Genomic DNA, 22,752 nt, shown 5'->3' with positions numbered 1-22,752 from the left:
CGCACTCCTTTGTTGCTTCACTTTAGCGGTGTTCTGTATTCAGTTTCGTTTCTACCCATCGGCTCGCGGACGACATGGCATAACAGAACACCCAAAATAGAACACCAATAAACAGATACACCTCTGAAAAGCGCCCCAAAAACTGAGGATTGGCCAAAATAGAATTACTAATACCTAATAATTCTACCAAGCCGGTAATCGCTAACAGGGTCGTATCTTGAAAGAGGCTAATAAATTGGCCCACGATCGCCGGAATAACAGCTTTCAGGCTCTGGGGTAAGACAATCAGAATCAAGGTTAACGGGGTACTCAAACCTAGGGCCCGTGATGCTTCGGCCTGTCCCTTGGGAATCGATTGTAAACCACCGCGTACATTTTCGGCTAGGTAAGCGGAGCTAAACAAGGTTAAGCCCACAATCGCCCGAATCACCCGATCCGGACGCATTCCGTCGGGGAGAAAGAGGGGAATCATCACCTGGCCCATAAATAAAATGGTAATCAGGGGAACGCCCCGAATGAGTTCAATATAAGCAATACTGAGTCCTTTGACCACGGGTAAGGTGCTGCGTCTTCCCAATGCAGCCACTAAACCGATGGGAAAGCTGAGGGTAATTCCCACCACAGCAGTCAGCACGGTGAGCAGCAGGCCTTGCCATTCATTGGTTCCCACGGGGGTTAAACCGAGACCTCCACCAATGAGCCAAAGTCCGATTAAGAATACGCCAAACCAGCCAAAGGATACCCATTTTCCGAGAGCGGGTTGGACTCTGCCCACCTGTTGGCCGATCCAGGCACTTCCGGCGATCGCCACTAAACAGCCTACCAATAAAGCGCGATACACGATGGGAGTAGGCGTGATAAAACAGCCTAGGGCCGCAATTGACAAGCCAATCAGAACATTACGGCTAAAGAGAGGGAGCGATCGGGCAATCACCCCCCAAGACAAGCCAGCAAAGACACTAATGAGAGCGGCTAAAATCCACAAGCGCCAATATTCTTCACTGGGATAACGACCCACCATAAATAGGGGCAAATTTCGCGGGATCACATCCCATTTCGCTAGGGTGAATGACCAGGAGAGAAAGTTATACCCCAGGGTCATTAATACTCCTAGGATAATCACCGTAGTTAAACCGTTATACCAGGGACTAAGGAGATTATTTTTAACCCAATTCACCGGAGTATCGCGCATCTCCGGCGGCGGGGCCATATCGGTTGAGTTGCTCGGTAAAGAAGTCATGTAAATGAATAATATAACGTTTTCCTTTTAGACGTAAACGTGGAATGCCCTCTCCCTAAATCCCTCTCCCACGGGAGAGGGACTTCTGCTCCCCTTCTCCCGTGGGAGAGGGGGTTGGGGGTGAGGGCTATACCTCATGCAAGAGAGAAAGGCTATATAGTTAATTGAATTACCTCTCTTGCAGTTGCACCAGGCGGTTGATTTGGTTCATTCCGAGAGAAATCATCAAATTCATCAGCAAATAGGTGGCCATGATAATTAACATCACTTCTACCGGTCGCCCACTTTGGTTGTAGGTAGTATTGGCGACGTTGTAAATTTCCGCGTAGGCGATCGCCGCTCCTAAGCTAGAGTTTTTCGCCAAGTTCATATACTGACTGCTCAAAGGCGGGATAATCACCCGTAGAGCTTGGGGAAATACGACCAAACGCATCATTAACCCAGACGACAACCCTAGGGCACTGGCAGCTTCCCACTGTCCTTTAGCAACCGATTGAATCCCCGCTCGCACAATTTCGGCAATAAAAGCACCAGTGTAAAAGACTAATCCCGTCAGCAAGGCGGAAAATTCTCCCGTGAGGCGCAACCCTCCGGTAATGCGCCCTACCTCAATTTCCGTGGGTTTTTCCCATCCAAAGGCAACCGTAATAATCAGCAACGCGGCAATACCCATAATCCACAAGGCAATTAATTGGGGTTGTCCAGAATTTCCGCGCTCTACGATTTCCTTGATGCGGATTTTCCAAACCACCACCGCAGCGATCGCCAATCCGAGCAACACAGCGCACCAAAGCGCTAGAGGCCAACCCAATTTTGGCCAAGGGAGAAACACACCTCGGTTACTCAAGAACGCGAATCCCATCACCTCTATGCGATCGGCAGGTCTCGGTAACTTAGAAAAGACCGCCCGATACCAGAAAAACAACTGGAGGAGTAGGGGGATATTGCGGATTAACTCCACATAGGCTTCGCTCCCTTTGCGGAGTAACCAATTATTAGAAAAACTAGCAATCCCGACGGTAATTCCCACCACCGTCGTCAGGATGATGCCTGCAATAATCACCCGCAGGGTATTCACCAACCCTGCTAATAAAACCCGGCCATAGGTATCTCTGGCTGGATCGTAAGGAACAATACTTTCTCCAATGGCAAAGGACGCTTGGGTATCTAAAAACTCAAACCCAAACTCGATTCCCGCTCTTTGGAGATTATTGGAGACATTATAGGTTAACAGACTAATGACAGAAATAACGATCGCGATCGCCAAAACTTGTAGCGCGACTCGCCAAAATCGCTCATCACGCCACAGAGGAATGCTATGCTCATTTGCCGAGGCCATAATATGGAATCCTTAGATGTTTGCTACATAATGATTGACACGGAGACGCGGGGACAGGGAGACACGGAGATTGATATGTAGCATGTTTTTTGGGATTTGATATAACAAGAATCGATTCAATGGGAGAACTCAAGACTAATCACCCATGATGGCATCACGGGTGATTGGAAACTGTTTACTGATAACTGAATTTAGCGGAAAGGTGGAGAATAGAGCAAACCGCCACGAGTCCAGAGGTCATTTTGACCCCGGTCTAAGTTAAATTGCGATCCTTGACCCAAATTGCGATCGAAAACTTCGCCGTAATTCCCCACTGCGGAAACTACATTGACCATAAAATCATTATCGAGTTCTAAGCCTGTACCCAAATCGCCTTCAACTCCCAAGAAACGGCGTATAGTGGGGTCATCACTACTCTTGCTTTGTTCCACATTCGCTTGGGTAATGCCCAATTCTTCCGCCTCGATCAAACCGTAAGTCACCCATTTAACCACATCAAACCAGGTGGAATCATTATTAATCGTTACCGGGCCGAGGGGTTCTTTGGACATGGTGACATCCAAGAGAATATGATCGTCTGGGTTCGGCAAGGTACTGCGACGAGCAATGAGCTGGGATTTATCGGAAGTCATCCCTTCGCAGCGTTCTTCGGCATAGGCGGCATAGGCTGGGTCAGCTTGTTGGAAGGTTACGGTTTCAAAGTCTACTCCAGCTTCGCGCATATTATCGGTTAAGTTCAGCTCGGTAGTGGTTCCTGCTTCTACACAAACCGCTCTGCCGTCAAAATCTTGTAAGGAGGTGATGCCACTATCTCGACGCACCATCATCCCTTGTCCATCATAGAAGGTGGTCGGGGCAAATTCTAGGCCGACGGTTGTATCTCGGCTTGTTGTCCAAGTGGTGTTTCGAGAGAGCATGTCTACTTCCCCACCAGAGAGGGCCGTAAACCGCTCTGTAGAATCGAGGTTACGATATTCTACGGCTTCGGGATCGCCTAAAACGGCTGCCGCGACTGCTTTACAAATATCCACATCAATGCCTGAATATTCTCCGGTTTCATCCACGAAGCTGAATCCAGGAATGCCACCATCGACACCACAGATTAGGGTTCCCCGACTCTTGACGACATCCAAACGACTTTGGGAACCCATTTCTGAAGTCTCTTCACCTCCTCCATCGGCAGTATCAGACGGCGGAGTGGTGCAAGCTCCCAGGGGGAGAGCTAGAAGTAGCGCAGAGATGAACAATGATTGCCATTTAGCCATATGTAAAAGATTTTCTCCTCACGAATAAACAGAAAGACGGAAGCCACTGTATCAGCAGTAGCTTCAAGATTCTTTACTTTTGTTTTCATGATATTAGCAGGATCTTCTGGATTTGGTATCCGCAGGAGAAACTTTTTCGTGTTCCAGAACACATCTTTTGGCGATCGCCTCTGAATCCACAGCCGAAGATTCTGCCTGATGCTTGAGGCGTTGCACACAGGAGAACCTTGTTAGGGTGAAGCGTGCCACCGTTATTTACGGAAAGACTTCTGGGGATAAGCGCTCTTGGGCTAAATCTCGGATCAGGGAAGAACGGGATTCAATATAATGGGAGAGTAAGTCGGCTTCTTCTCCATTGAGCGATCGCTCTTGAGCCATATTCCCTAACAGCCACTTCACAAGACTCGCATCATCGAGCCGGAGCAATCTTTGGGGTTGGGTAGTTTCAATCAGTGACCAGAGCTGACGTAGCAGATGGGGAGTCATAATGATGCCTCCTTAAGGATTTATTTATAATCATACTTACTTTAAACCTAGAATTCACCGGTTCGACACAAGATCCTATCAAAGGTAGTGAAGCTTAACAAAATGATTCATAACTTGACACTTTCAAGAGCCTGAAGGCTTGAGTGTTAAGATCGGCTTTACAAGTATTGATTCCGTCAGCACCCCGCTCTAAAGAGACGGCGGCTCACTGCCTCATTAATTTAGGTATGGTGAACTACCCCCACTGACTGATTACCCATTACCTATTACCTATTACCTATTACCAAGCGCTATAACTTACCCGTAGGATACCTAGAATCCCGGTTTCTTGCCACGGGCTATTGCTTGCGGCTGAGACTTTGTAAGCCTTGACGGGCGGTTTCGAGTTCTGGCTCTAGTTTTAAGGCTTCTTGAAAGGCTTCGGCTGCATCCGTATCGCGACCGGCTTTTTGTAACATTACGCCGAAAGCAGCCCAGACGCTGGCATTTTTGGGGGCAAGACGCACGGCTTGAGCGTAGGAATAAATGGCACTTTCGTATTGATTGAGAGAACCATAGGTTACGGCTTGATTGTACCAGCCGAGGAAAGAGGTTTGATCGAGGGCGATCGCCTGTCGAGCTGAGTCTAAAGCGCGATCGTATTCCTTTAAATACCATAATGCTACACTGCGATTGGCCCATCCATTGGCATTATCCGGCTGATAGCGTAGGGCTTGATCGTAGGCTCCTACAGATTCTACATACTTTTGCAGCGATCGCAACACCCGCCCCCGATTGAGCCAAGCTTGCACATAATCCGGTTGCAGTTGCAAGGCGCGACCAATAGCATCTAAACTTTGGTCATAGTCCTCTAAATACCAGAGCGTCACCCCCCGGTTATTCCACGCTTCGGCAAAATGGGGACGAAACCCCACCGCTCGGTTAGCTGCGACTAACCCTTGTTCGAGTTGCCCCTGTTGAGTATAGGCGATGGTGAGTTGATTCCAAGCTGTGGCAATGCCCATTTCCCCCCAAATTCCATCCCCTGTCAGTGCCGCTTCACAGGATTTGATGGCTTCTTCATAGCGTTTGAGTTTATTCAACGTTTCGCATTGCAGCACCAGAGCCAAGGTAGAATCAGCTTGTAGGGAAAGGGCTTGAGTGTAGGAATTGAGCGCTTCTAAGTCTTCCCCCATCTCATTTAATGCTATTCCCTGCTGAATCCAAGCCTGGAGATTTTGGGGATTATGATTTAAGGCTCGATCGTAAGCGGCGATCGCCCCTTCTGCCAACTCACTTTGATTTAAAGCCACCCCTAAATATTGCCATGCCAGGGTTTCCGACTCCGGTTGCCAGTTATCATTAATCTCCAGAGCCGTTTGACAAGCGCCAATGGCATCCTGATATTGTTCCAACTCCAGCAGCGCCCCACATTTATAGGTTAAAACCAAGGAAGACTCCGGTTCTAAATTCAGGGCGCGATCGTAAGAAGTGAGAGCATTTTGATATTCTTGGAGGGCAACCAGAGCCAAACCGCGCCCAACCCAAGCCATTACCGGGTTTTCCTGTCCCCAATTCGTATCTAAGCGCAGTGCTTCTTCACAAGCTTCTAGGGCATCTTCATAGCGCTCTAACTTCAGGAGCGCCTGACAGCGATAGGTAAACGCGCGGGAAAACTTGGGTTCTAAACGAGCCGCCGTATCCGCCGAGGCAATGGCTTCAGCATAGCGATTCTGTTGTAGTAAAATACGACTGCGATCGGCCCAAACTTGAGCATCTTTTGGTCTCAGAAGCAGCGCCTGCTCGCAAGCTTCCAGCATTTTACCCCCATCTTCATCTACTGACAAACTACATAAATTCGCCCAATAGTCAAAATCTGCCAGTTGACGAAAGGGATCGAGAAATTCCAGTTGTGCATTCACCCGACTGGGAAAACCGCAAATGATTCCCAGCACTACCCCGGAAAGAGAAACCCAAAATCGTCGTTTACTGCTCACATTCACCGAACTCCGCCTAGTTGACACTTTATGAATCGTTATCGTATTTTCCAACAAGTTTTACCCTCATCCCCCAACCCCCTTCGGCTTCGCTCAGGGCAAGCCTTCTCCCACGGGAGAAGAGGAGAACAAGTCCCTCTCCCGTGGGAGAGGGATATAGGGAGAGGGCAACCCCCACGGGAGAGAGATACAGGGAGAGGGCACCATTTCTTAAAGCTTTTTGTCCTGTTCCTGTTCATTTTCACCCTATCTGCTGAGGATGCACAAGCCTTTAGGCGCAGAGATATGGAACAACTGCGACGCACTCGCGACTGCGATCGCTGTAATCTAGAATCTGCTCCCTTACAACGGGCATTCCTTCGCGATAGTAACCTATCCGGAGCCAACTTAAAACAGGCACAACTCCAACAAGCAGATCTTCGGGGTGCATTTTTACGCCGAGCCAACCTCGAAGGAGCCAATCTCCGAGGGGCAGATTTGCGGGGGGCAGATCTCAGTTATGCTAATCTTGCCAGAGCCAATTTACGCCATGCCCGCTTAGACGAGGATACCCTAATCGACCCCAAATGGCGATTAGCATGGGAATTAATCAATCAAGGCGCAGAAAATCGAGATTTAGCAGGAGTGGATTTATCGGGGGCAAACCTGAGCCGCACCAACTTAGAAAATGCCAATTTAGAGGGGGCAAACTTACAAGGAGCATCCTTACAAGGGGCGCGGTTAGTGGGAGCCAATTTAGACCAAACCAATTTACAAAATGCCAATTTATTTATTGCTGACTTAAGGAATTCTTCCCTACAAGAAACCAACCTTGAAAACACCGATAGCGTCATTGCTGATTTCCGTCGCGCGTTTTTAGATCGAGCCAATTTCAACCGCGCTTCCTTGCAAGGAGCGCTCTTAAGTGAAACCGATTTAAGGAGTTCCAGTTTTGTGCAAGCCAATCTCCGCAATGCCGATTTAGAGTCCGCCATTTTAGAAGGGGCAAACCTGAGAGGCGCTGATTTATTTACCGCCAATCTCAGAAATACAGAGTTAGGGGAAATCATCCTGCGTAAAGTTAACTTAGCAGGAATCGATCTGCGAGATGCTAATTTTCAGAATACCCGATTGATTCAACTTGACTTTACTGGCGCACGGTTGAGAAACGCCAATTTTGAGAATGCGTTTATCCTCAGTTCTAGTTTCCAGGATGCCGATTTAGTCGGAGCTAATTTCCGCTATGCCGAATTGCGCCATACCAGTTTCCGTAATGCCGATTTAGAGGGAGCAGATTTCCGCGATATTGTGCTGTTGAATGTGGATTTACGGGGCGCGATTTTATGGAATGTTTCGACAGAAAATATTCGCTTAATTAGAACCCATTTTTGCCAAGCCACTTTACCCGATGGACAACCCGGATATTGTTGGCATACCCGTTAGGTAGGGTGGGCGATGCCCACCCTAGAACTGAACTAAAAAATATTAAAACTATCTGTAAATTGAGAACTCTAGGTTGTTTGATTCTATGATTATAGTTTAGCCTCCAATCACGATCCAATCGTTATGTGCAAAATCTTAGTGTCTCATCCGATTCACAGCAGTATCATTAAAGAGCTACATCTAGAACCGATCGGTAACCTCTACAGGGACAAGTTTAAGCTTAGAGAAATTGTCCATAATATCTTTTATCAATCTACAGATAATCGAGAAATTCTCTATATTCCCGGTATTTCTATTGCCCAAGTTCCGGATGAAGCCAACGATCCCACCTTAATCGATTTAGCGAACTCCCTGGCAGGCTTTAAGCCGAATGTTCTCATTGTGGGCAATAATGCGGTTCCAGGGTTTGCCCTTCGTGCTTGGAGGGAGGCGATCGCGTCTGAGCGTCCCTTACTGGTGATTCGTCGAGGGGTGGATACCAGGGCAATTGATAAAGATGCGGCGCAAAAATATGGGGTTTCCGTGGGCAATTTACCGGGGATTAATTCGCCGTTTGTAGCTCAACATATGATCGAGTATTTAGAATTAGAGAAAGCAAAAGTTAGGGATAAAATCGCTGTTTTAGGGATGGGCAATATTGCCCAACCGATCGTCCACAAAGCGATTGAAAAAGACTTGAATGTACAGGTAATTAGTCCCTCTCTGCAAGCCGCAACCAAAAGAGAACAACAATTACGACTACAAGAGCGAGGAATTGATTGCGATCGCGTCACTTGTGCGAAGTCTTTAGAACAGGCTTTTATCGATGCTTCCTATGTAGCGGTAGCTGTGCCTTGGGAGCATCCTAAAGGAGGATTAAATGCGGGAATAATTGAGGTTGATTTGCTGAAAAAATTAGAAAAGTGTGCTAAAATAGTGTCAGCTTCTCCGCCGCGTGTTTTTTCTGCTAATGCTCTCGCTTTGATGAATGAAAAAATGAACAGTGGAGCGATTTATGTCCGCATCGATACGGCGAAACGGTTGGCACAAGAAGCGAAAGTAAAGTATCCTCATTTAGAGATAGCCTACGATCGCGCCTTTGCAGCTCCAGAATGCCAGCGATCGCTCGATCGAGCCTGGCTCAAACAAGCCCAACAGTTTTGCCATCAAACAGCGATATCGTGTTTGGTTAAATAGTTGCCATTTTGATTTTGGCAAGGCAGACTCTACCACCACCTCGTTAGATCCTTACTCCTCTAATGTTAGCCAAGGGAGGGATCAATACAATATGATTTTCCCCCAACAGTTTTTGAAATTCCCACAGGGAATAATTCAACAACCGACGGGCTTGACTAGGAGAATCTTAGTACCTTAATCCTCTATACGTTGCTACCGTCAATCCTAATAAGAGGGCTGTCCATACCCATCCAGGGATATCTTCGAGGAGGAAAAAAAGTCCCGTTAATGCCATACCCATTAACCCCAGAAGATAGGCTAGGGCAAAGGTAGCAACCGAAAAGATGACGATCGCAATGATTTCTAACATCTAAGGCCTCCCATACTCTCTCTCATTGTAGCCAAAGGGGGGAATTTTGAGGGATGATTAGGGAGCTTTGCCATAATGGGCGATCGCCTCCGACTGATGCCAACTGCCTTCGAGTACCTTCAGCCATACCCAGAGTTGATCCCCATGGGAAAAATGCCACCATTCACGGGGATGACGCTTAAACCCGGCAAACTCCATAATCCGATCGAGCAGTTGACGGTGTTTATGATAACCCTGCTCCTGGGCAGTCTTCCCTTGGGCATAATAATCGGGAAAGGAACGGGGAGAAATTTCATCAATGGGCGATCCCATATCAATCGGGGTTCCCATCTCATCCACCAGGGTAACATCTACAGCAGCCCCCGTACTATGGGGGGGAGGAGTCGCCGGATCGGGGGAAGGAGCCGCCCAAAACTGATACACCTCCTCTAAGAGGGTTTGCCGTTGCTCCTTGGTGAGGGTTTCCGGATCGAGTCCTTGATGTTGCGCCAACTGGATTAAGCTATATTCGACCATAAACTCTTGAACGGCGATCGGTCGATAGGCATCAAAAATCTGAATCTTCCAGCCCGGATGATGGGTTTGCAGTTGCTTTTGAGCCATCAACAGGCGATCGCAAACTGTTTTCCGCAACCAATAGGGCGACTTATCCCCATAGGGTGCGCCCAACTGCTCATAGGGATGGGGAACAACCACCGCAAACAACTCTAGAGGAATGGGAACCAAAGGCTCGTGAGGATCTTCAATCCGAATCTGTTGATAAGGTTTTAATACCATAATCCCCATTGTCTCATGACTCACTTTTTCTAGTTCTGGAACCGGATCGTAGCCTCCGGGATGAAACGGATTACACCTTAAAATCCGCGCTCCTGCCAATTGTAACCCCCCCATCACTCCAAACCGTTCCACCGCCGTCAACGCATACTCGGAGCAAGTGGGATAAAATCGACAACTTGGAGGAAAGAGGGGCGAAATTCCCCGCCGATAGGCTTGAATGGCGCGAATTAGTACCACTTTCAGCAGTTGAGTTTCCCAGAGTTTGAGTTTGAGTCCCATGTTCAGCCAAAGATATATCTAAGGTTATACTCCTATCGAACCGGTCTTTGATACAATCAATCCGTTTAGTCATTCAATTTCGTCATTCAATGGGGGAGATAAACCAGTTATGACACTGTTGGGTAACCTGATCTGGTTAATTTTTGGTGGCTTAATCTCTGGATTGGGCTATATTATCGGTGGTCTTGGCATTTGTGTGACCATTATCGGCATTCCCTTTGGCATACAGACGATAAAACTGGGTTTTGCCACCTTTACCCCCTTTGGTAAAGAAGTTGAGGTTAGCCCCACTTCCTCTGGCATGGTTGCCATGATTTTGAATATTGTTTGGGTGATTTTGTTTGGTTGGGAAATTGCTCTTTCTCATCTCCTCCACGGGGCGATCTTGTTTATTACCATTATCGGCATTCCCTTTGCCCAACAGCATTTTAAGTTAATTCCTTTAGCCCTGTTTCCCTTCGGACGGGAACTTCGTTAAAGGGAGCGCTTCTGTTGAAAATACCGAAGCTAACTTCCTGGCCATCCATGAGTGGACGGTTGCAATTGTGGAACACCCTACTAGGGATTTTGCTTGTTTTTTGTCCAAAATTGGATTATAACAGCTAACAGACAACCCATAAGTCCGAGTAATTACAGATTTATCCAGGAGACGGTTAGCTAAAGCAGCAAACGGAGATTTGAACCAATGAATGTAAGTTTCGTTCTTTTGACCTTTTCAACCCTAATGGCTGCCCTATTTAATCCTCTCGTGTCCGATCGGGTATTATCTGAGCAGTCGAAAATGTCTGTATTGGAGCAGCTCGATCGAGATCGAGTGCAGTGTAATGTTTTTGTGGTTGAAGGCGATCGCCTACAAAAAGTGTGTCAACGTCGTTAAGTCGGATGGCTCAGGGAGTTAATCTGTTGAATGAGTGGCGGATATTCAGTAACGGGTAATGCTGGAGAAACTGGTAAATACAGCAGGGTTTGCAGCAGTTTTTGAGATTGGGGTAAGGGGTTTCCTTCAGGAGTCGGAATGGCGATTAAGCTGGTATTTCCTTGGGTGGCATCAAAGCCGGAATTGCGAAGTTGTTCCATCCAGAGTTGAGGGGATGGGGTTTGAATGGGAACCACCCAAAAGGAGTGTTGATCCGCAGCAGATCCCGGCCAGATGATGGAGCGATCGAGTTGAGTTAAAATCATTTTTGCCCGGTTTATGCGCTCCTGATAATTGGGACAAGTTTTGAGTCGGTGAGCCAGAAATTGTAATAATAGGTGAGGCGGTTTTTGTCTCAGTTGGGGGATCAGTTCTCCAGAGCTAAATCCTCTGGCACTCGATCCGATCGCCCGATCCACATCTTTCCCCAAACGTTGGATCGCTTGCAGCAGAGCGTGATACAGATAAGGGTTAGAGATGGCTTTCAGGGCGCAATATTTGAGTAGGCGTTGTCTATACCAGCGATCGCCTTTTCGAGGATAGCGATCGCCAATTTCCCTCATTTTCTCTGCCAGAGTCTCATCACCTATGAGCGCCACACCCCCCCCCAACGCACTACAAGTCTTGATCGGGCCGAAACTAAAGAAGCTCACATCAGCCTGTTCATCCCCTAAATAATACGACCCGGCAAAGGCTTGGGCACAATCTTCCACCAAGGGGATCTGATATGGGCGACAGAGGGCAATATAGGGCGCTAAAGGAATAATCGATCCAAACAGGTGGGCAATCACAAAAAGACCGGTCTGAGGCGAAATCAAGCGGTGCAAATGGTCTAAATTTGGAGCTAAGGTATCGAAATCTAAATCAACGGGGACAGGGACTAACCCATGACATCGCACAATCTCCACCATGTGGCGTACATTCACCCCACTCATCAGAACTTGAGTTCCTGGGGGTAATGCCAGTGCTTGCAAGAGTAAATCGAAGGCACTTCTAACCGATAGGGTAACCTGAATCGAACGGGAAGTGGGCCAATAGGAAGCGATCGCCCCTTCTAATTCTAATTCCGACTCGGAACCTTCCACAAGTCCGGCCAGCAAATCGGGCCATTGCACATCCAATCCTAAACGGGGATAGGTCTTCAATGGCCCGTTCCTATCAACCAATAGGTCGTCATCATCCCTTTACCCTTCACCTGAATTTCACCCCGTTTTTCAAACAAATAGCGATGTTTAAGCTTTTTATAGGTGGCTTCCGTGACCTGAATTTTACCCGGAATGCCCATAGATTCCATGCGCGAAGCCACATTCACCGCATCTCCCCACAAATCATAAATAAACTTGGCCATCCCAATTACTCCAGCCACCACCGGCCCCGTACTCATGCCAATTCGCAGTTGCAGGGGTTGACCATTAGGTTGCTGAAAGTGGGGAATTACCCCTTGCATATCCAGGGCCATTTGGGCGATCGCCTCCGCATGATCTGCACGGGGCTTGGGAATACCACTAACCACCATATAAGAATCACCAATGGTTTTAATCTTTTCCACCTGATGGATTTTAGCCAATTCATCAAACCGGGAAAAAATTTCATTGAGTAAATTCACTAACTCCGTTGCCGAAATTCCCGAAGACATGCGAGTAAAGCCCACAATATCAGCAAACAAAATCGTCACCTCATCAAAGCGATCGGCGATCAAATTCTTTTCTTCCTGTTTCAGCCGTTGGGCGATCGCCCCCGGCAGAACATTCAACAACAAATTTTCCGATTTCTCCTGCTCTGCTCTTAATGCCGCTTCCGCCTCTTTCCGCTTCGTAATATCTTCCACTGTTCCCTCACAGAACAATAAATTTCCTTGCTCATCGCGAACCGCCCTAGCATTCTCAGAAGTCCAAATAATACTACGATCCTGGCGATACACCTGGGAGTCAAAATTAGAGACCGCATTTTCCCGCTCAATCAGCCTCATAAACTCATCCCGACGGCCCGGATCGACATAAAGATTCGTCCCCACATTCTGTAACTGCTCCATCAACTCCTCTGGAGATCCATAACCATACATCCGCGCCAAAGCCGGATTTGCACTCAAATAACGTCCATCGGGAGTCAATTGAAAAATTCCTTCCGCCGCATTCTCAAAAATACTGCGATACTTTTCTTCCGCCGCTCGCATAGCATCCACCACCCGCTTACGTTCGGTAATATTGCGAGCCACCCAAATCACACAATTATCCGGCATCGGAGAAACACTCGCCGCAAACCAGACTTCATTTTCTCCCCTATCCTGAGACCAATATCCGTGATTGTCCTGCACCATCCCCGGCATCAAAGAAACCGGTAAAGAATACTCTAAATTCATCGTTTGCCCCGTTTCCACCACCTGTTGAATTTGCCGGGCAAAAATTTCCGCTTGTTCCGGAGGAAAAATATCATACACCGTTTTTCCCATGCGATCGGCCGTCGGACTAAACAGAGTCTCCGAATTCGTCGAAACCACCCGAATAAACCGACCTTCACCATCAAACACCGTAATAATATCCGTCATCGCCGCAAACAGCGCCCGCAGTTCCGCCTCAGACACCCGCAACGCCGCTTCCACCCGTTCCCGTTCCGCCACCTCCACCGTGAGCTGATCCACCGCCTGCTTTAACTCAACCGTTCTCTCCTCAACTCGTTGTTCCAACTCCTCATTCAGCCGCCACAGTTGCTCCTCCGCCTCTTTACGCTCCGTAATATCCTCAACCGTACCCTCGTAATAGAGTAAATTTCCCACCTCATCCCGTACCGCTCGCCCATTCTCGGAAATCCAAGTTAACTGTCCATCGAGCCGACGAATCTGGGACTCAAACCCCACCACCGAATCATACTGTTGCAGCAAATGAATAAATTCTTGCCGTTGCCGAGGGTCAAGATAAAGCCGATCCTGAACATTAATTAAAGTATTTTTCAACTCCTCTGGCGAAGCATAGCCATAAATTCGAGCCAAAGCCGGATTTGCACTCAAATAGCGCCCATCCGGGGTCATCTGAAAAATGCCCTCTACCGCATTCTCAAAAATCGTCCGATACTTATTTTCCGCTTCCCGTAGGGCTTCTTCCGCTTGTTTGCGCTCCGTGATATCAATGCCAACCGTAAACGCTGCCTGGTTATTGTCATACTTTTGGGCCACAATCAAGAAAATGCGATGTTTTCCCTTAATCCGCATCGCCACTTCCCGGAAGGCTTCCTGAGCATCACTGGCAAAGAAATCTTGCACAAACCCATCAAATCCATCGCTACTGCCTAAAAATCCTAAAGGTTTACCCGCAAATTCTTCTGGAGGCAAATTAAATATTTCCGCTAAATGTCGATTGACTCCTAGGTAGCGCAGATCGTGACTAATCCAAGATACCGTTCCCGGTACAGCCTCTAAAATCGCTTCTAATTGGTCTTTAGCAGTACGCAGAGCATGAAGGGTTTGATAGCGTTCGGCAATTTCGGCCACAAATTGATCGTTCGACTCTTTTAGGGCTGCCGTGCGAGCCTCGACCTCAGCTTTGAGTTCACTTTCTGTCTTTTCCCATCGTGTTTCCCAGTCTGCCTGAGTAGACCGCAGTCGATCTTGCAAGTTCACCACTTGCTGGCGCAGGGTAACTAATTCCTGTACCAATTCTTCTTTGCTTTTCTCATGGTCTCTCATCGGCTCTAATTTCGGACTGAGTCCGACATGAACAGGTACCTGTAAGGAACGGTGCATCATGTTGTTATGGTGGGTATGGTTGGCATCAGCGGCCCATGGGCTTGCTGATTTTCGCACCCTGTCACATCTAGAGTTGTAGCCACCTACCGCATGGCTAGATGGACAAACTTACTTAGCAAGGGAGTACAGTTACATCCGCTCAGGTCGGGACTAAGATATCCTCTAATATTGAGCTATGATAATAGATTTTATGATGGCATAGGGTCATAGATGTCTGAGTCCATTTAAGTTTTAGTCAAAGATAAAAGATGGTTATTATCCTCTCTCCGAGGAGATTATCTAATCAACCGGATAATCTGTAAGCTGTCCTTACCGGTTTTGGAGGGCCAAGGATCGTGATAGGATCGACTTCCGATCGCCTAACTTTTCTATTGTGTCTTTTCAGAGGACTCAACGCCAAGGGCTGATCTGCCAATTGTGGTTGTTTGTTTTATGATTCAGGAGTGGATGATGAGCGATCAGACGATTCCCGTAATTGTCAATGGTGCAGCCGGGAAAATGGGCAAAGAGGTGGTTAAGGCTGTTTCCCAAGCTGAGGATATGAAGTTGATTGGGGGGGTGGATCTCAATCCGGATCGTAATGGTCAGGATGTGGGGGAGGTGGCTGGATGTGGCCCCCTGGAGGTTCCGATTCTGAATCAGTTAGAGTCGATGTTGGCCTATGCGACTCAGGAGCGTCAGTTGGGGGTGATGGTGGACTTTACGCACCCGGATTCGGTTTATGATAATGTGCGCAGTGCGATCGCCTACGGAATTCGTCCGGTCGTGGGTACAACTGGCCTGAGTCCCCAGCAGTTACAAGAGTTGGCAGAGTTTGCGGATAAAGCGAGTACGGGATGTTTGGTGATTCCTAATTTCTCGATTGGTATGGTTCTATTACAGCAGGCGGCGATCCAAGCGTCCAAGTATTTCGATCATGTGGAAATTATTGAACTCCATCACGACCAGAAAGCGGATGCTCCGAGTGGGACGGCGATTAAAACGGCTCAGTTGTTGGGTGAGTTGGGTAAGTCCTATAATCCTCCCAAGGTAAATGAGAAGGAGCATCTAGCCGGAGCCAGAGGAGCATCGGCCGATGAGGGAATTCGCATTCATAGCGTGCGCCTTCCAGGGTTGATTGCCCACCAAGAGATCTTGTTTGGGTCTCCAGGAGAATTGTACACCTTGCGTCATGATACTAGCGATCGCCTCTGCTACATGCCCGGCGTACTTCTAGCCATCCGCAAAGTCTTACAACTGAAAACCCTGGTTTATGGCCTAGAAAAAATTCTTTAATGGGCCATCGGGCATTATGGTATACTGTAATACAAAAAAACAGAAATTTTCCTACGGAGACTTGATAAAAACTAAGTAAACTGAGGCAGAAATATGTGGATTCGGTAAAGATTAAAGAATTGATAAAGACAAATAAAGAGGGCGTAAATTAGAATCTCAACAAGTGTAGGTAAAGGGTAGAGCCGTAAAACAGCCCACTAAACAACCCACACTTGCTCACAGATGATTGATGTCGGGAGAGAAACGGAGATGATGTGTAATGAAGGACATAGAGAATTAAAATCCAGCGATCGCCAATCCTGGGACATCAAAGGAGTTTTTGCCATTTCCCCCCAGAAAAAAAGTGCATTGATTCTCTGTACAGATTATTATGCCGAGTTTCTAGGGCCAGGTGCGGCGATTACCTCCCACGAACAAGGCCGAGAATTAGTGTTTATTGGCTCCCCAGAATTGTTGCCGATTACCAACCGTCAAGACTACCACCAAGCCTATAGTATGCGCCTGCAATGGATGCGGTGGTTACACAAACTCACTCAGTTTTCTCCTAACCCTTTCTGTCGGACGGAAAAGCTGCTCTCGAATCTAGAAGCCTTCTTTGGCCAGAAAACAGTTGAAGAACTCAATACTCAGGTGCTGGCGCAATTGATTGGCGTATTACCGCAAACGGTTACTCAAGTGCGTAACAGCCGCTATTTTACGTCAGTAACTTACCTCAAAGGAGTATCCTATTGGCAACCGATCGATTTCCATCAGGCCCTAGAACTCCATGCTCTTAAACGTCCTAAAAAAACAATCTGTCCTTAGAAACTAATTTTTAATTTTTAATTATTTAAGATAGGATGGGAAAATTAGCAAAACCTCACATTGGATGGGTAATGTCTAGTTCTGTCCCTGAAGAAGTTAGTTATCCCCGAAGACAACGGCAGTTGCAAAGTGTCATTCTCAAGCTGGGGTTACCGGAAACCTCTCCGGTGGAATGGCGTTTACTCGATAAAGCGCTGACTCATCCGAGTATGTCCTCTACAGAAAACTATGAGCAATTAGAGTTTATTGGTGATGCGGTGGTTCGGATCGCGGCTTCAGAATTATTGATGGAATTGTATCCGGATGCGTCGGTAGGGGAATTTTCGGCGATTCGGAAAATTTTGGTGAGCGATCGCACTTTAGCCCAGTTAGCCGATCGTTACAGTTTAGAACAAGACTTGGTGATGGATCGGGGAACAGCCAGCGATAAACTCGGCCGTTCATCCCGTTTAGCAGATGCTTTTGAAGCCATTTTAGGGGCCCTGTACTTGAGTACCCATACCCTAGAGTTAATCCGACCTTGGCTTGATGGTCATTTTACCACTCTGTCTACGGAGATTCGTAAAGATCCGGCTCGGCGAGATTATAAATCAGCTCTGCAAGAATGGACTCAAGCAGTTCATAAGGTTTTACCGGAATATAAACTGATTACGGTAGAATCGCAAAAACATACAGCCGAACCCTTTACGGCTCAGGTTTGGGTGCAGGGAGAATCCTATGGTACAGGAAAAGGGCGATCGCGCAAAGCAGCCGAACAAGCAGCCGCTAAAGATGCCTTATCAAAAATCAAGATCGCTCAAGAGGGGTGAAATAACGACAGCGTGGATAAGCCATTTAAGATTGGGATTTTGGGCGCGGGTCGATGGGGAACCCATTTAATCCGTAATTTCCTGGAGCATCCCCAGACGGAAGTCGTAGCGGTGGTAGACCCCAACCCTAGCCGACTAGAGGCGATGAAAAATCGGTATAACCTGCCCGACTCGGTGCAGTTGACCGAAGATTGGCAGGGGGTTTTAGGGGGGGAAGAGGTGGAATTAGCGGCGATCGCCACCCCCGCCTCCAGCCACTATGAGATCATTAAATACGCCCTCAATCAGAATTGTCACGTATTAGCCGAAAAACCCCTCACCCTGGATGCCCAAGAATGTCTAGAGCTTTGCCATCTAGCAGAAACTCAACAACGACAGCTTGTAGTAGACCATACCTATCTATTTCATCCCGTAGTGCAGCGAGGCAAAGAGGCACTCTCTTCTGGAGCAGTAGGAGAGCTACGCTATGGATATGCCACCCGCACCCATTTAGGCCCCGTGCGCCAAGACGTAGACGCGCTCTGGGACTTAGCCATCCACGATCTGGCCATCTTTAATCACTGGTTAGGAGAAACCCCTATAGAAGTTGATGCGACCGCCGACACCTGGTTACAGCCAGGTTTACCCGATGTGGTTTGGGTGAAACTCATCTATCCCAGTGGATTTAAGGCTACCATCCACCTCTGTTGGCTCAACCCAGATAAACAAAGACGTTTAGCCGTCGTTGGGTCAGAGGGGACGTTAATTTTTGATGAACTCAGTGCCGATCCTCTAATTGTGCAACAGGGACACTTCGAGGTTCAAGGGGGCAATTTTAACCCAGTAGGCATGAACCTCGAAGTCCTGTCCCCCCCTCCAGGAGAACCCCTAAAACAAGTTTGCGATCATTTCCTGGACTGTGTACGTCACAATCAACCTTCTCCTCACTCCTCCGGATGGGTTGGAGCAGACCTAGTTCGTACCCTGCAACAGATTCAATTCAAGGGCAATTGGTAATTGGTAATTGATATAGATTAAACTGAAACCATCTAGATCCTTGTTACTGTCCCTGCTTAACTGCGGACTCATTGCTAGGGGTTCTCATTATGTCTCAGACCGCAACTAATCAAATCAATCGGGAAACCAATATCGACTTAGATGTTGAGCTTCGCAAAGTCTTTAAGGTGTTTGGCTCAGAAACGGCTGTCCGAGGCGTAAACTTGAATATTCACCAAGGTGAATTTTTTAGTATCCTTGGGCCCTCTGGGTGTGGAAAAACCACGACGTTAAGACTGATTGCCGGTTTTGAAGTGCCTTCGGCTGGGGAATTGTTGCTTCAAGGGCAGTCGGTCAACCAGGTTCCCCCTTACCGCCGTCCGGTCAATACTGTGTTTCAAAGTTATGCCCTGTTTGGACATATGAATGTTTGGGAGAACATTGCCTTTGGACTGCGGTTAAAAAAGCTGACGAAAGCCCAGATTGAAGACCGAGTAAAGGAAGCGCTCCGCTTGGTGAAAATGGAGGCGTTTGCCCATCGCTTGCCCAAACAAATGTCTGGGGGACAGCAACAACGGGTGGCTCTGGCACGGGCGTTGGTGAATCGACCGGCGGTTTTGTTATTGGATGAACCCTTGGGGGCGTTGGATCTGAAATTACGCAAAGAGATGCAGGTAGAATTGTCTAATTTGCATCAGGAGTTAGGACTAACGTTTGTGATGGTTACCCACGATCAGGAAGAGGCCCTTTCCCTTTCCGATCGCATCGCCATTATGCGCGATGGCAAAATTGAACAAATTGGCTCTCCCAGTGAGATTTACAATTGTCCGGCTACTCCCTTTGTCGCCGATTTTATTGGGGATACCAATTTATTCAAAGGTCGCAGCGCTTCCCTGCATTCGGGAGCGGTTGAGGTACAAACGGATAAGGGATTGAAGATTTGGGCAGCTTCAGACCTCAAGGGTAGCGCGGCAGGGGGCGATCGCCTGGTGGTGAGTGTACGACCGGAAAAAATTCACCTGAGTTTGACTCCTCCAGAGGGCGATCGCAACTGTTTTGAAGGCCGAATTAAGCATACGATGTTTATGGGAACCCATATTCAATGTGTGGTGGAATTGGTTTCAGGCGATCAAATTACCGTATCCCAACCGGTTCGCGAAGGGAGTTCCTATGCTCAAGCCCTATCTAATCCGGAAACTGCCTTCTATGTCCATTGGCAGCCGACGGATTGTTTGGCTTTGCATGAATAGGACAATCTAAATTCAAGAAGTTATGTAGCATTTTATAATGAGTTATCAACGGTTGCCCTCATCCCCCAGCCCCTTCTCCCATAGGAGAAGGGGAGCAGAAGTCCCTCTCCCCAGGGAGAGGGATTTTCCGCAAGCGGACATGAAAGGGAGAGGGACTTCCAAGTTTACGTCTCAAATAAATTGGATCAAATCTCTTGGTCACTGAAGTAAGGGTTGCCCATGCGTCAACAGGATAAGCCGGATCATCTCTCATCTTCTCGCCCGATCAACCGTCGCCGTTTCTTGCAGGGGACAACTGCTGCCTTAGCCGGTTTGGGGTTGTCTTCTTGTGGTTGGACGTTGGCAGATGTGCAAACTCAGAGCGTGGAAAGAGGGGATAGTAATAAACTTTATATTTATACCTGGGCCGGGTATACCGATGAGGATTTGCTGGCCCAATTTGAACAACAAACGGGGATTCAAGTCATCGCCGATGTGTTTGATTCTAATGAGGCGATGCTGGCTAAAGTTTTAGCTGGGGGTGGCGGTGCTTATAGTATCATTTATCCCTCGGATTATATGGTGCTGAAAATGGTGGAGGATGATTTATTAACTCCCCTGGATCTCGGTCGCATTGAAGGTTTAAATCAGCTTTTTGAGAATTACCAGAATCCGCCCTATGACGCTGGCAATGCTCACAGTATTCCCATTAGTTGGGGAACAACAGGGTTAATTTATAATCGCCAAGCCTTAAATGGGGAACCGGAAAATTGGGAATATTTGTGGCAAAATCAATCCCAATTAAGCCGCCAAGTGACGCTGCTCAATGATGTGCGGGAGGTGATGGGGGCGACGCTGAAACATTTGGGTTATTCTCTGAATTCGGAAAATCCCCAGGAAATTGAAGAGGCCTATGAAGCGTTGGTGGACTTGAAACCGGCGATCGCCTCTTTTACTTCCGATGCTTGGCGACCCCAAATTCTCACCGGCGATCTGAAAATTGCTATGGGTTATTCGGTGGATGCCAGTGAAATCATGGGAGAAGACGAAAACCTGGGCTATGTAATTCCTGAAAATGGCTCTTCTTTGTGGACGGATACCCTGGTGATTCCCAAAACAGCTCCTAATCCAGATGGGGCCTATGCTTGGATTAATTTCATGTTACAACCGGCGGTAGCGGCTGAAATTACGAAGCGCCTCAGTTTTGCTACGGCGAATCGAGTCGCCTATGAACAATTACCGGAGGAGATTCAAGGCGATCGTACCCTGTTTCCGGCTCCAGAGATTTTAGCTAACTGTGAAAGTGTTTCGCCCGTGAAAGACGATATTGCCCAACTCTATGACCGCTATTGGACTCAATTAACCAGTAGTTAAACGAGCAAGAAAGTTAAATTTTTACCCATTACCGCGCGAAGCACTTTATGTCTTCAACTGTTCCTTCTGAATCCCAGTCAACTGAAATGCCGACTCCTAAACGCCGTTGGTCAACTTTGATTGGCCCCAGCGTCCTCCTAGGGCCTGCTGGTTTGTGGCTTTTAATGCTTTTAGTGTTACCCACTCTGGTAATTTTTGAGTTAAGTTTAGTGCCCAATATTCGACCGGGGGATGTGGTGAATCCTTCGGGATTGGAGAATTATTTGCGGGTATTTGAACCGGTTTATCTGCAAGTGATTGGGCGATCGCTCTTTTTTGCGATCGGAACAACGACCATTTGCCTACTTTTGGGTTTCCCGGTTGCCTATTGGATCGCCCTCAACGCCCCCAAACGCTGGCAAAATTTAATCCTCTTGGGCTTTGTGCTGCCCCTGTGGACTTCTTCCCTGTTGCGCTCCTATGCCTGGATCACCATCCTCCGACGGACAGGCGTATTCAATAGCATTATCACCAGTATCGGTTTGCCCCCCTTAAATCTGCTTAATGAATGGCCAGCCGTTCTCATTGGCATGAGTTACAGCTTTTTGCCCTATATGGTATTAATTCTCTATTCAGCCCTGGAAAAGCTCGATAAACGGTTATTAGAAGCATCAGCCGATTTAGGCGCAACCCCCATACAAGGATTCTGGAAAATTACCGTTCCCCAAACCTTCCAAGGTATTGCCGCCGGGAGTCTATTGGTCTTTATCAGTAGTTTAGGGGATTTTGTCAATCCGGAGCTGCTTGGAGGTGCATCCAGTATGACCGCAGCTCGTTTGATTTATAACCAGTTTCTGGGCGCGACTCAGAACTGGGGATTTGGCTCCGCGCTCAGTATGGTGGTGATTTTAGCCGTCAGTTTGGCGATCGCCCTCTTAATCAAATATGGCGACCCCACCCCCCAAGCCTAGGCATAGAATCCAGAGTTATAGCGCTTTCTGCTTCGCAGACATGAAACGCGCGGTAATAGGTAATGGGTAATGGGTAATGGGTAATTGGTAGTCAGGTTGCAGAATGGGATCGCGCCTTGCTATAGCTTTGATATCGAACAAGCGGGCAAGATGCCCGCACTCCTAAAACCTTTAATATTAAGGAGTGGGAGCGTCTCGCTCCCTAACTTCTTAATATCTCGCTCCCTAACTCCTTACAGCGTTTTTCGATGTTATGAGGTACAGTAATCGAAATGTTCCTTGAGAGTGTTGTCCCATGAAAAGCCTGAAGAATGGGCACGCATAGCGTAAAAAATGGTTTTCCCATTACCCATTACCCATTACCCATTACCG

General features: G+C 47.7%; 21 protein-coding genes. 11 read left to right on the top strand and 10 right to left on the bottom strand.

The window, feature by feature from the left end:
• Positions 1-22: 22 nt before the first annotated feature.
• From PJF56_RS11590 to PJF56_RS11565, 6 genes are all read right to left on the bottom strand, one after another.
• Positions 23-1,240: an amino acid ABC transporter permease gene (locus PJF56_RS11590; RefSeq protein WP_283762832.1), complete on the bottom strand. Its 1,218-nt coding sequence runs from the start codon at positions 1,238-1,240 to the stop codon at positions 23-25.
• A gap of 169 nt (positions 1,241-1,409) precedes the next feature.
• Entirely contained in the window at positions 1,410-2,579 is a 1,170-nt protein-coding gene (locus PJF56_RS11585; RefSeq protein WP_283762831.1) for an amino acid ABC transporter permease, read from the bottom strand.
• A gap of 191 nt (positions 2,580-2,770) precedes the next feature.
• Positions 2,771-3,844 carry an amino acid ABC transporter substrate-binding protein gene (locus PJF56_RS11580; RefSeq protein WP_283762830.1) on the bottom strand — a complete coding sequence of 358 codons (1,074 nt, stop codon included), beginning with the start codon at positions 3,842-3,844 and terminating at the stop codon, positions 2,771-2,773.
• 93 nt (positions 3,845-3,937) lie between these two features.
• Positions 3,938-4,093, bottom strand: a complete 156-nt coding sequence (locus PJF56_RS11575) for a hypothetical protein (RefSeq protein WP_283762829.1) — start codon at positions 4,091-4,093, stop codon at positions 3,938-3,940.
• A 6-nt stretch (positions 4,094-4,099) separates the two neighbouring features.
• The gene (locus tag PJF56_RS11570; protein WP_283762828.1) at positions 4,100-4,330 is read right to left on the bottom strand and encodes a hypothetical protein; all 231 of its coding nucleotides are present in this window, start codon (positions 4,328-4,330) and stop codon (positions 4,100-4,102) included.
• A gap of 338 nt (positions 4,331-4,668) precedes the next feature.
• Entirely contained in the window at positions 4,669-6,333 is a 1,665-nt protein-coding gene (locus tag PJF56_RS11565; RefSeq protein WP_283762827.1) for a tetratricopeptide repeat protein, read from the bottom strand.
• A gap of 258 nt (positions 6,334-6,591) precedes the next feature.
• Between PJF56_RS11565 and PJF56_RS11560 the strand changes: the two genes are divergently transcribed.
• Positions 6,592-7,728 (top strand): pentapeptide repeat-containing protein, encoded by a 1,137-nt coding sequence (locus PJF56_RS11560; RefSeq protein ID WP_283762826.1) that lies wholly within the window; start codon positions 6,592-6,594, stop codon positions 7,726-7,728.
• Positions 7,729-7,851: 123 nt separating this feature from the next.
• Positions 7,852-8,904: an NAD(P)-binding domain-containing protein gene (locus PJF56_RS11555; RefSeq protein WP_283762825.1), complete on the top strand. Its 1,053-nt coding sequence runs from the start codon at positions 7,852-7,854 to the stop codon at positions 8,902-8,904.
• 166 nt (positions 8,905-9,070) lie between these two features.
• Here the strand turns inward: PJF56_RS11555 and PJF56_RS11550 are convergent, their stop codons facing one another.
• Entirely contained in the window at positions 9,071-9,253 is a 183-nt protein-coding gene (locus PJF56_RS11550) for a hypothetical protein (RefSeq protein ID WP_283762824.1), read from the bottom strand.
• Between the two features lie 57 nt (positions 9,254-9,310).
• Entirely contained in the window at positions 9,311-10,309 is a 999-nt protein-coding gene (yidD, locus tag PJF56_RS11545; protein WP_283762823.1) for a membrane protein insertion efficiency factor YidD, read from the bottom strand.
• 109 nt (positions 10,310-10,418) lie between these two features.
• Here yidD and PJF56_RS11540 point away from each other — a divergent pair, with 109 nt between their 5' ends.
• Both PJF56_RS11540 and PJF56_RS11535 read left to right on the top strand, forming a co-directional pair.
• Positions 10,419-10,787, top strand: a complete 369-nt coding sequence (locus PJF56_RS11540) for a YccF domain-containing protein (RefSeq protein ID WP_283762822.1) — start codon at positions 10,419-10,421, stop codon at positions 10,785-10,787.
• Positions 10,788-10,994: 207 nt separating this feature from the next.
• Complete coding sequence (locus PJF56_RS11535; protein ID WP_283762821.1) at positions 10,995-11,186, top strand: hypothetical protein; 192 nt, start codon at positions 10,995-10,997, stop codon at positions 11,184-11,186.
• Here the strand turns inward: PJF56_RS11535 and PJF56_RS11530 are convergent.
• Together PJF56_RS11530 and PJF56_RS11525 are read right to left on the bottom strand one after the other, a co-directional pair.
• On the bottom strand, positions 11,183-12,370 hold the full coding sequence (locus PJF56_RS11530; protein ID WP_283762820.1) for a DegT/DnrJ/EryC1/StrS family aminotransferase: 1,188 nt from the start codon (positions 12,368-12,370) through the stop codon (positions 11,183-11,185). The genes PJF56_RS11535 and PJF56_RS11530 overlap by 4 nt on opposite strands.
• Positions 12,367-14,964: an adenylate/guanylate cyclase domain-containing protein gene (locus PJF56_RS11525; protein ID WP_283762819.1), complete on the bottom strand. Its 2,598-nt coding sequence runs from the start codon at positions 14,962-14,964 to the stop codon at positions 12,367-12,369. Before PJF56_RS11525 ends, PJF56_RS11530 begins: the two co-directional genes overlap by 4 nt.
• A 447-nt stretch (positions 14,965-15,411) precedes the next feature.
• Between PJF56_RS11525 and dapB the strand changes: the two genes are divergently transcribed.
• From dapB to PJF56_RS11490, 7 genes are all read left to right on the top strand, one after another.
• A complete protein-coding gene (gene dapB / locus PJF56_RS11520; RefSeq protein ID WP_347179528.1) occupies positions 15,412-16,239 on the top strand; it encodes a 4-hydroxy-tetrahydrodipicolinate reductase in 828 nt (275 codons plus the stop codon).
• Positions 16,240-16,461: 222 nt separating this feature from the next.
• Complete coding sequence (locus tag PJF56_RS11515) at positions 16,462-17,043, top strand: hypothetical protein (RefSeq protein WP_283762817.1); 582 nt, start codon at positions 16,462-16,464, stop codon at positions 17,041-17,043.
• Between the two features lie 71 nt (positions 17,044-17,114).
• The gene (gene rnc, locus PJF56_RS11510; RefSeq protein WP_283762816.1) at positions 17,115-17,852 is read left to right on the top strand and encodes a ribonuclease III; all 738 of its coding nucleotides are present in this window, start codon (positions 17,115-17,117) and stop codon (positions 17,850-17,852) included.
• A gap of 12 nt (positions 17,853-17,864) precedes the next feature.
• The gene (locus PJF56_RS11505) at positions 17,865-18,848 is read left to right on the top strand and encodes a Gfo/Idh/MocA family protein (RefSeq protein WP_283762815.1); all 984 of its coding nucleotides are present in this window, start codon (positions 17,865-17,867) and stop codon (positions 18,846-18,848) included.
• Positions 18,849-18,937: 89 nt separating this feature from the next.
• Positions 18,938-20,077, top strand: coding sequence for an ABC transporter ATP-binding protein (locus PJF56_RS11500; protein WP_283762814.1), 1,140 nt, complete (start codon positions 18,938-18,940; stop codon positions 20,075-20,077).
• A gap of 219 nt (positions 20,078-20,296) precedes the next feature.
• Positions 20,297-21,430 (top strand): ABC transporter substrate-binding protein, encoded by a 1,134-nt coding sequence (locus tag PJF56_RS11495; RefSeq protein WP_283762813.1) that lies wholly within the window; start codon positions 20,297-20,299, stop codon positions 21,428-21,430.
• Positions 21,431-21,516: 86 nt separating this feature from the next.
• Positions 21,517-22,380 (top strand): ABC transporter permease, encoded by an 864-nt coding sequence (locus tag PJF56_RS11490; protein WP_347179527.1) that lies wholly within the window; start codon positions 21,517-21,519, stop codon positions 22,378-22,380.
• The last annotated feature ends 372 nt before the right edge of the window (positions 22,381-22,752 follow it).

Origin of the sequence: Roseofilum halophilum BLCC-M91, assembly GCF_030068445.1 — a bacterium.
Lineage (GTDB): Bacteria > Cyanobacteriota > Cyanobacteriia > Cyanobacteriales > Desertifilaceae > Roseofilum > Roseofilum halophilum.
This window is presented reverse-complemented; position numbering and strand designations above follow the sequence as displayed.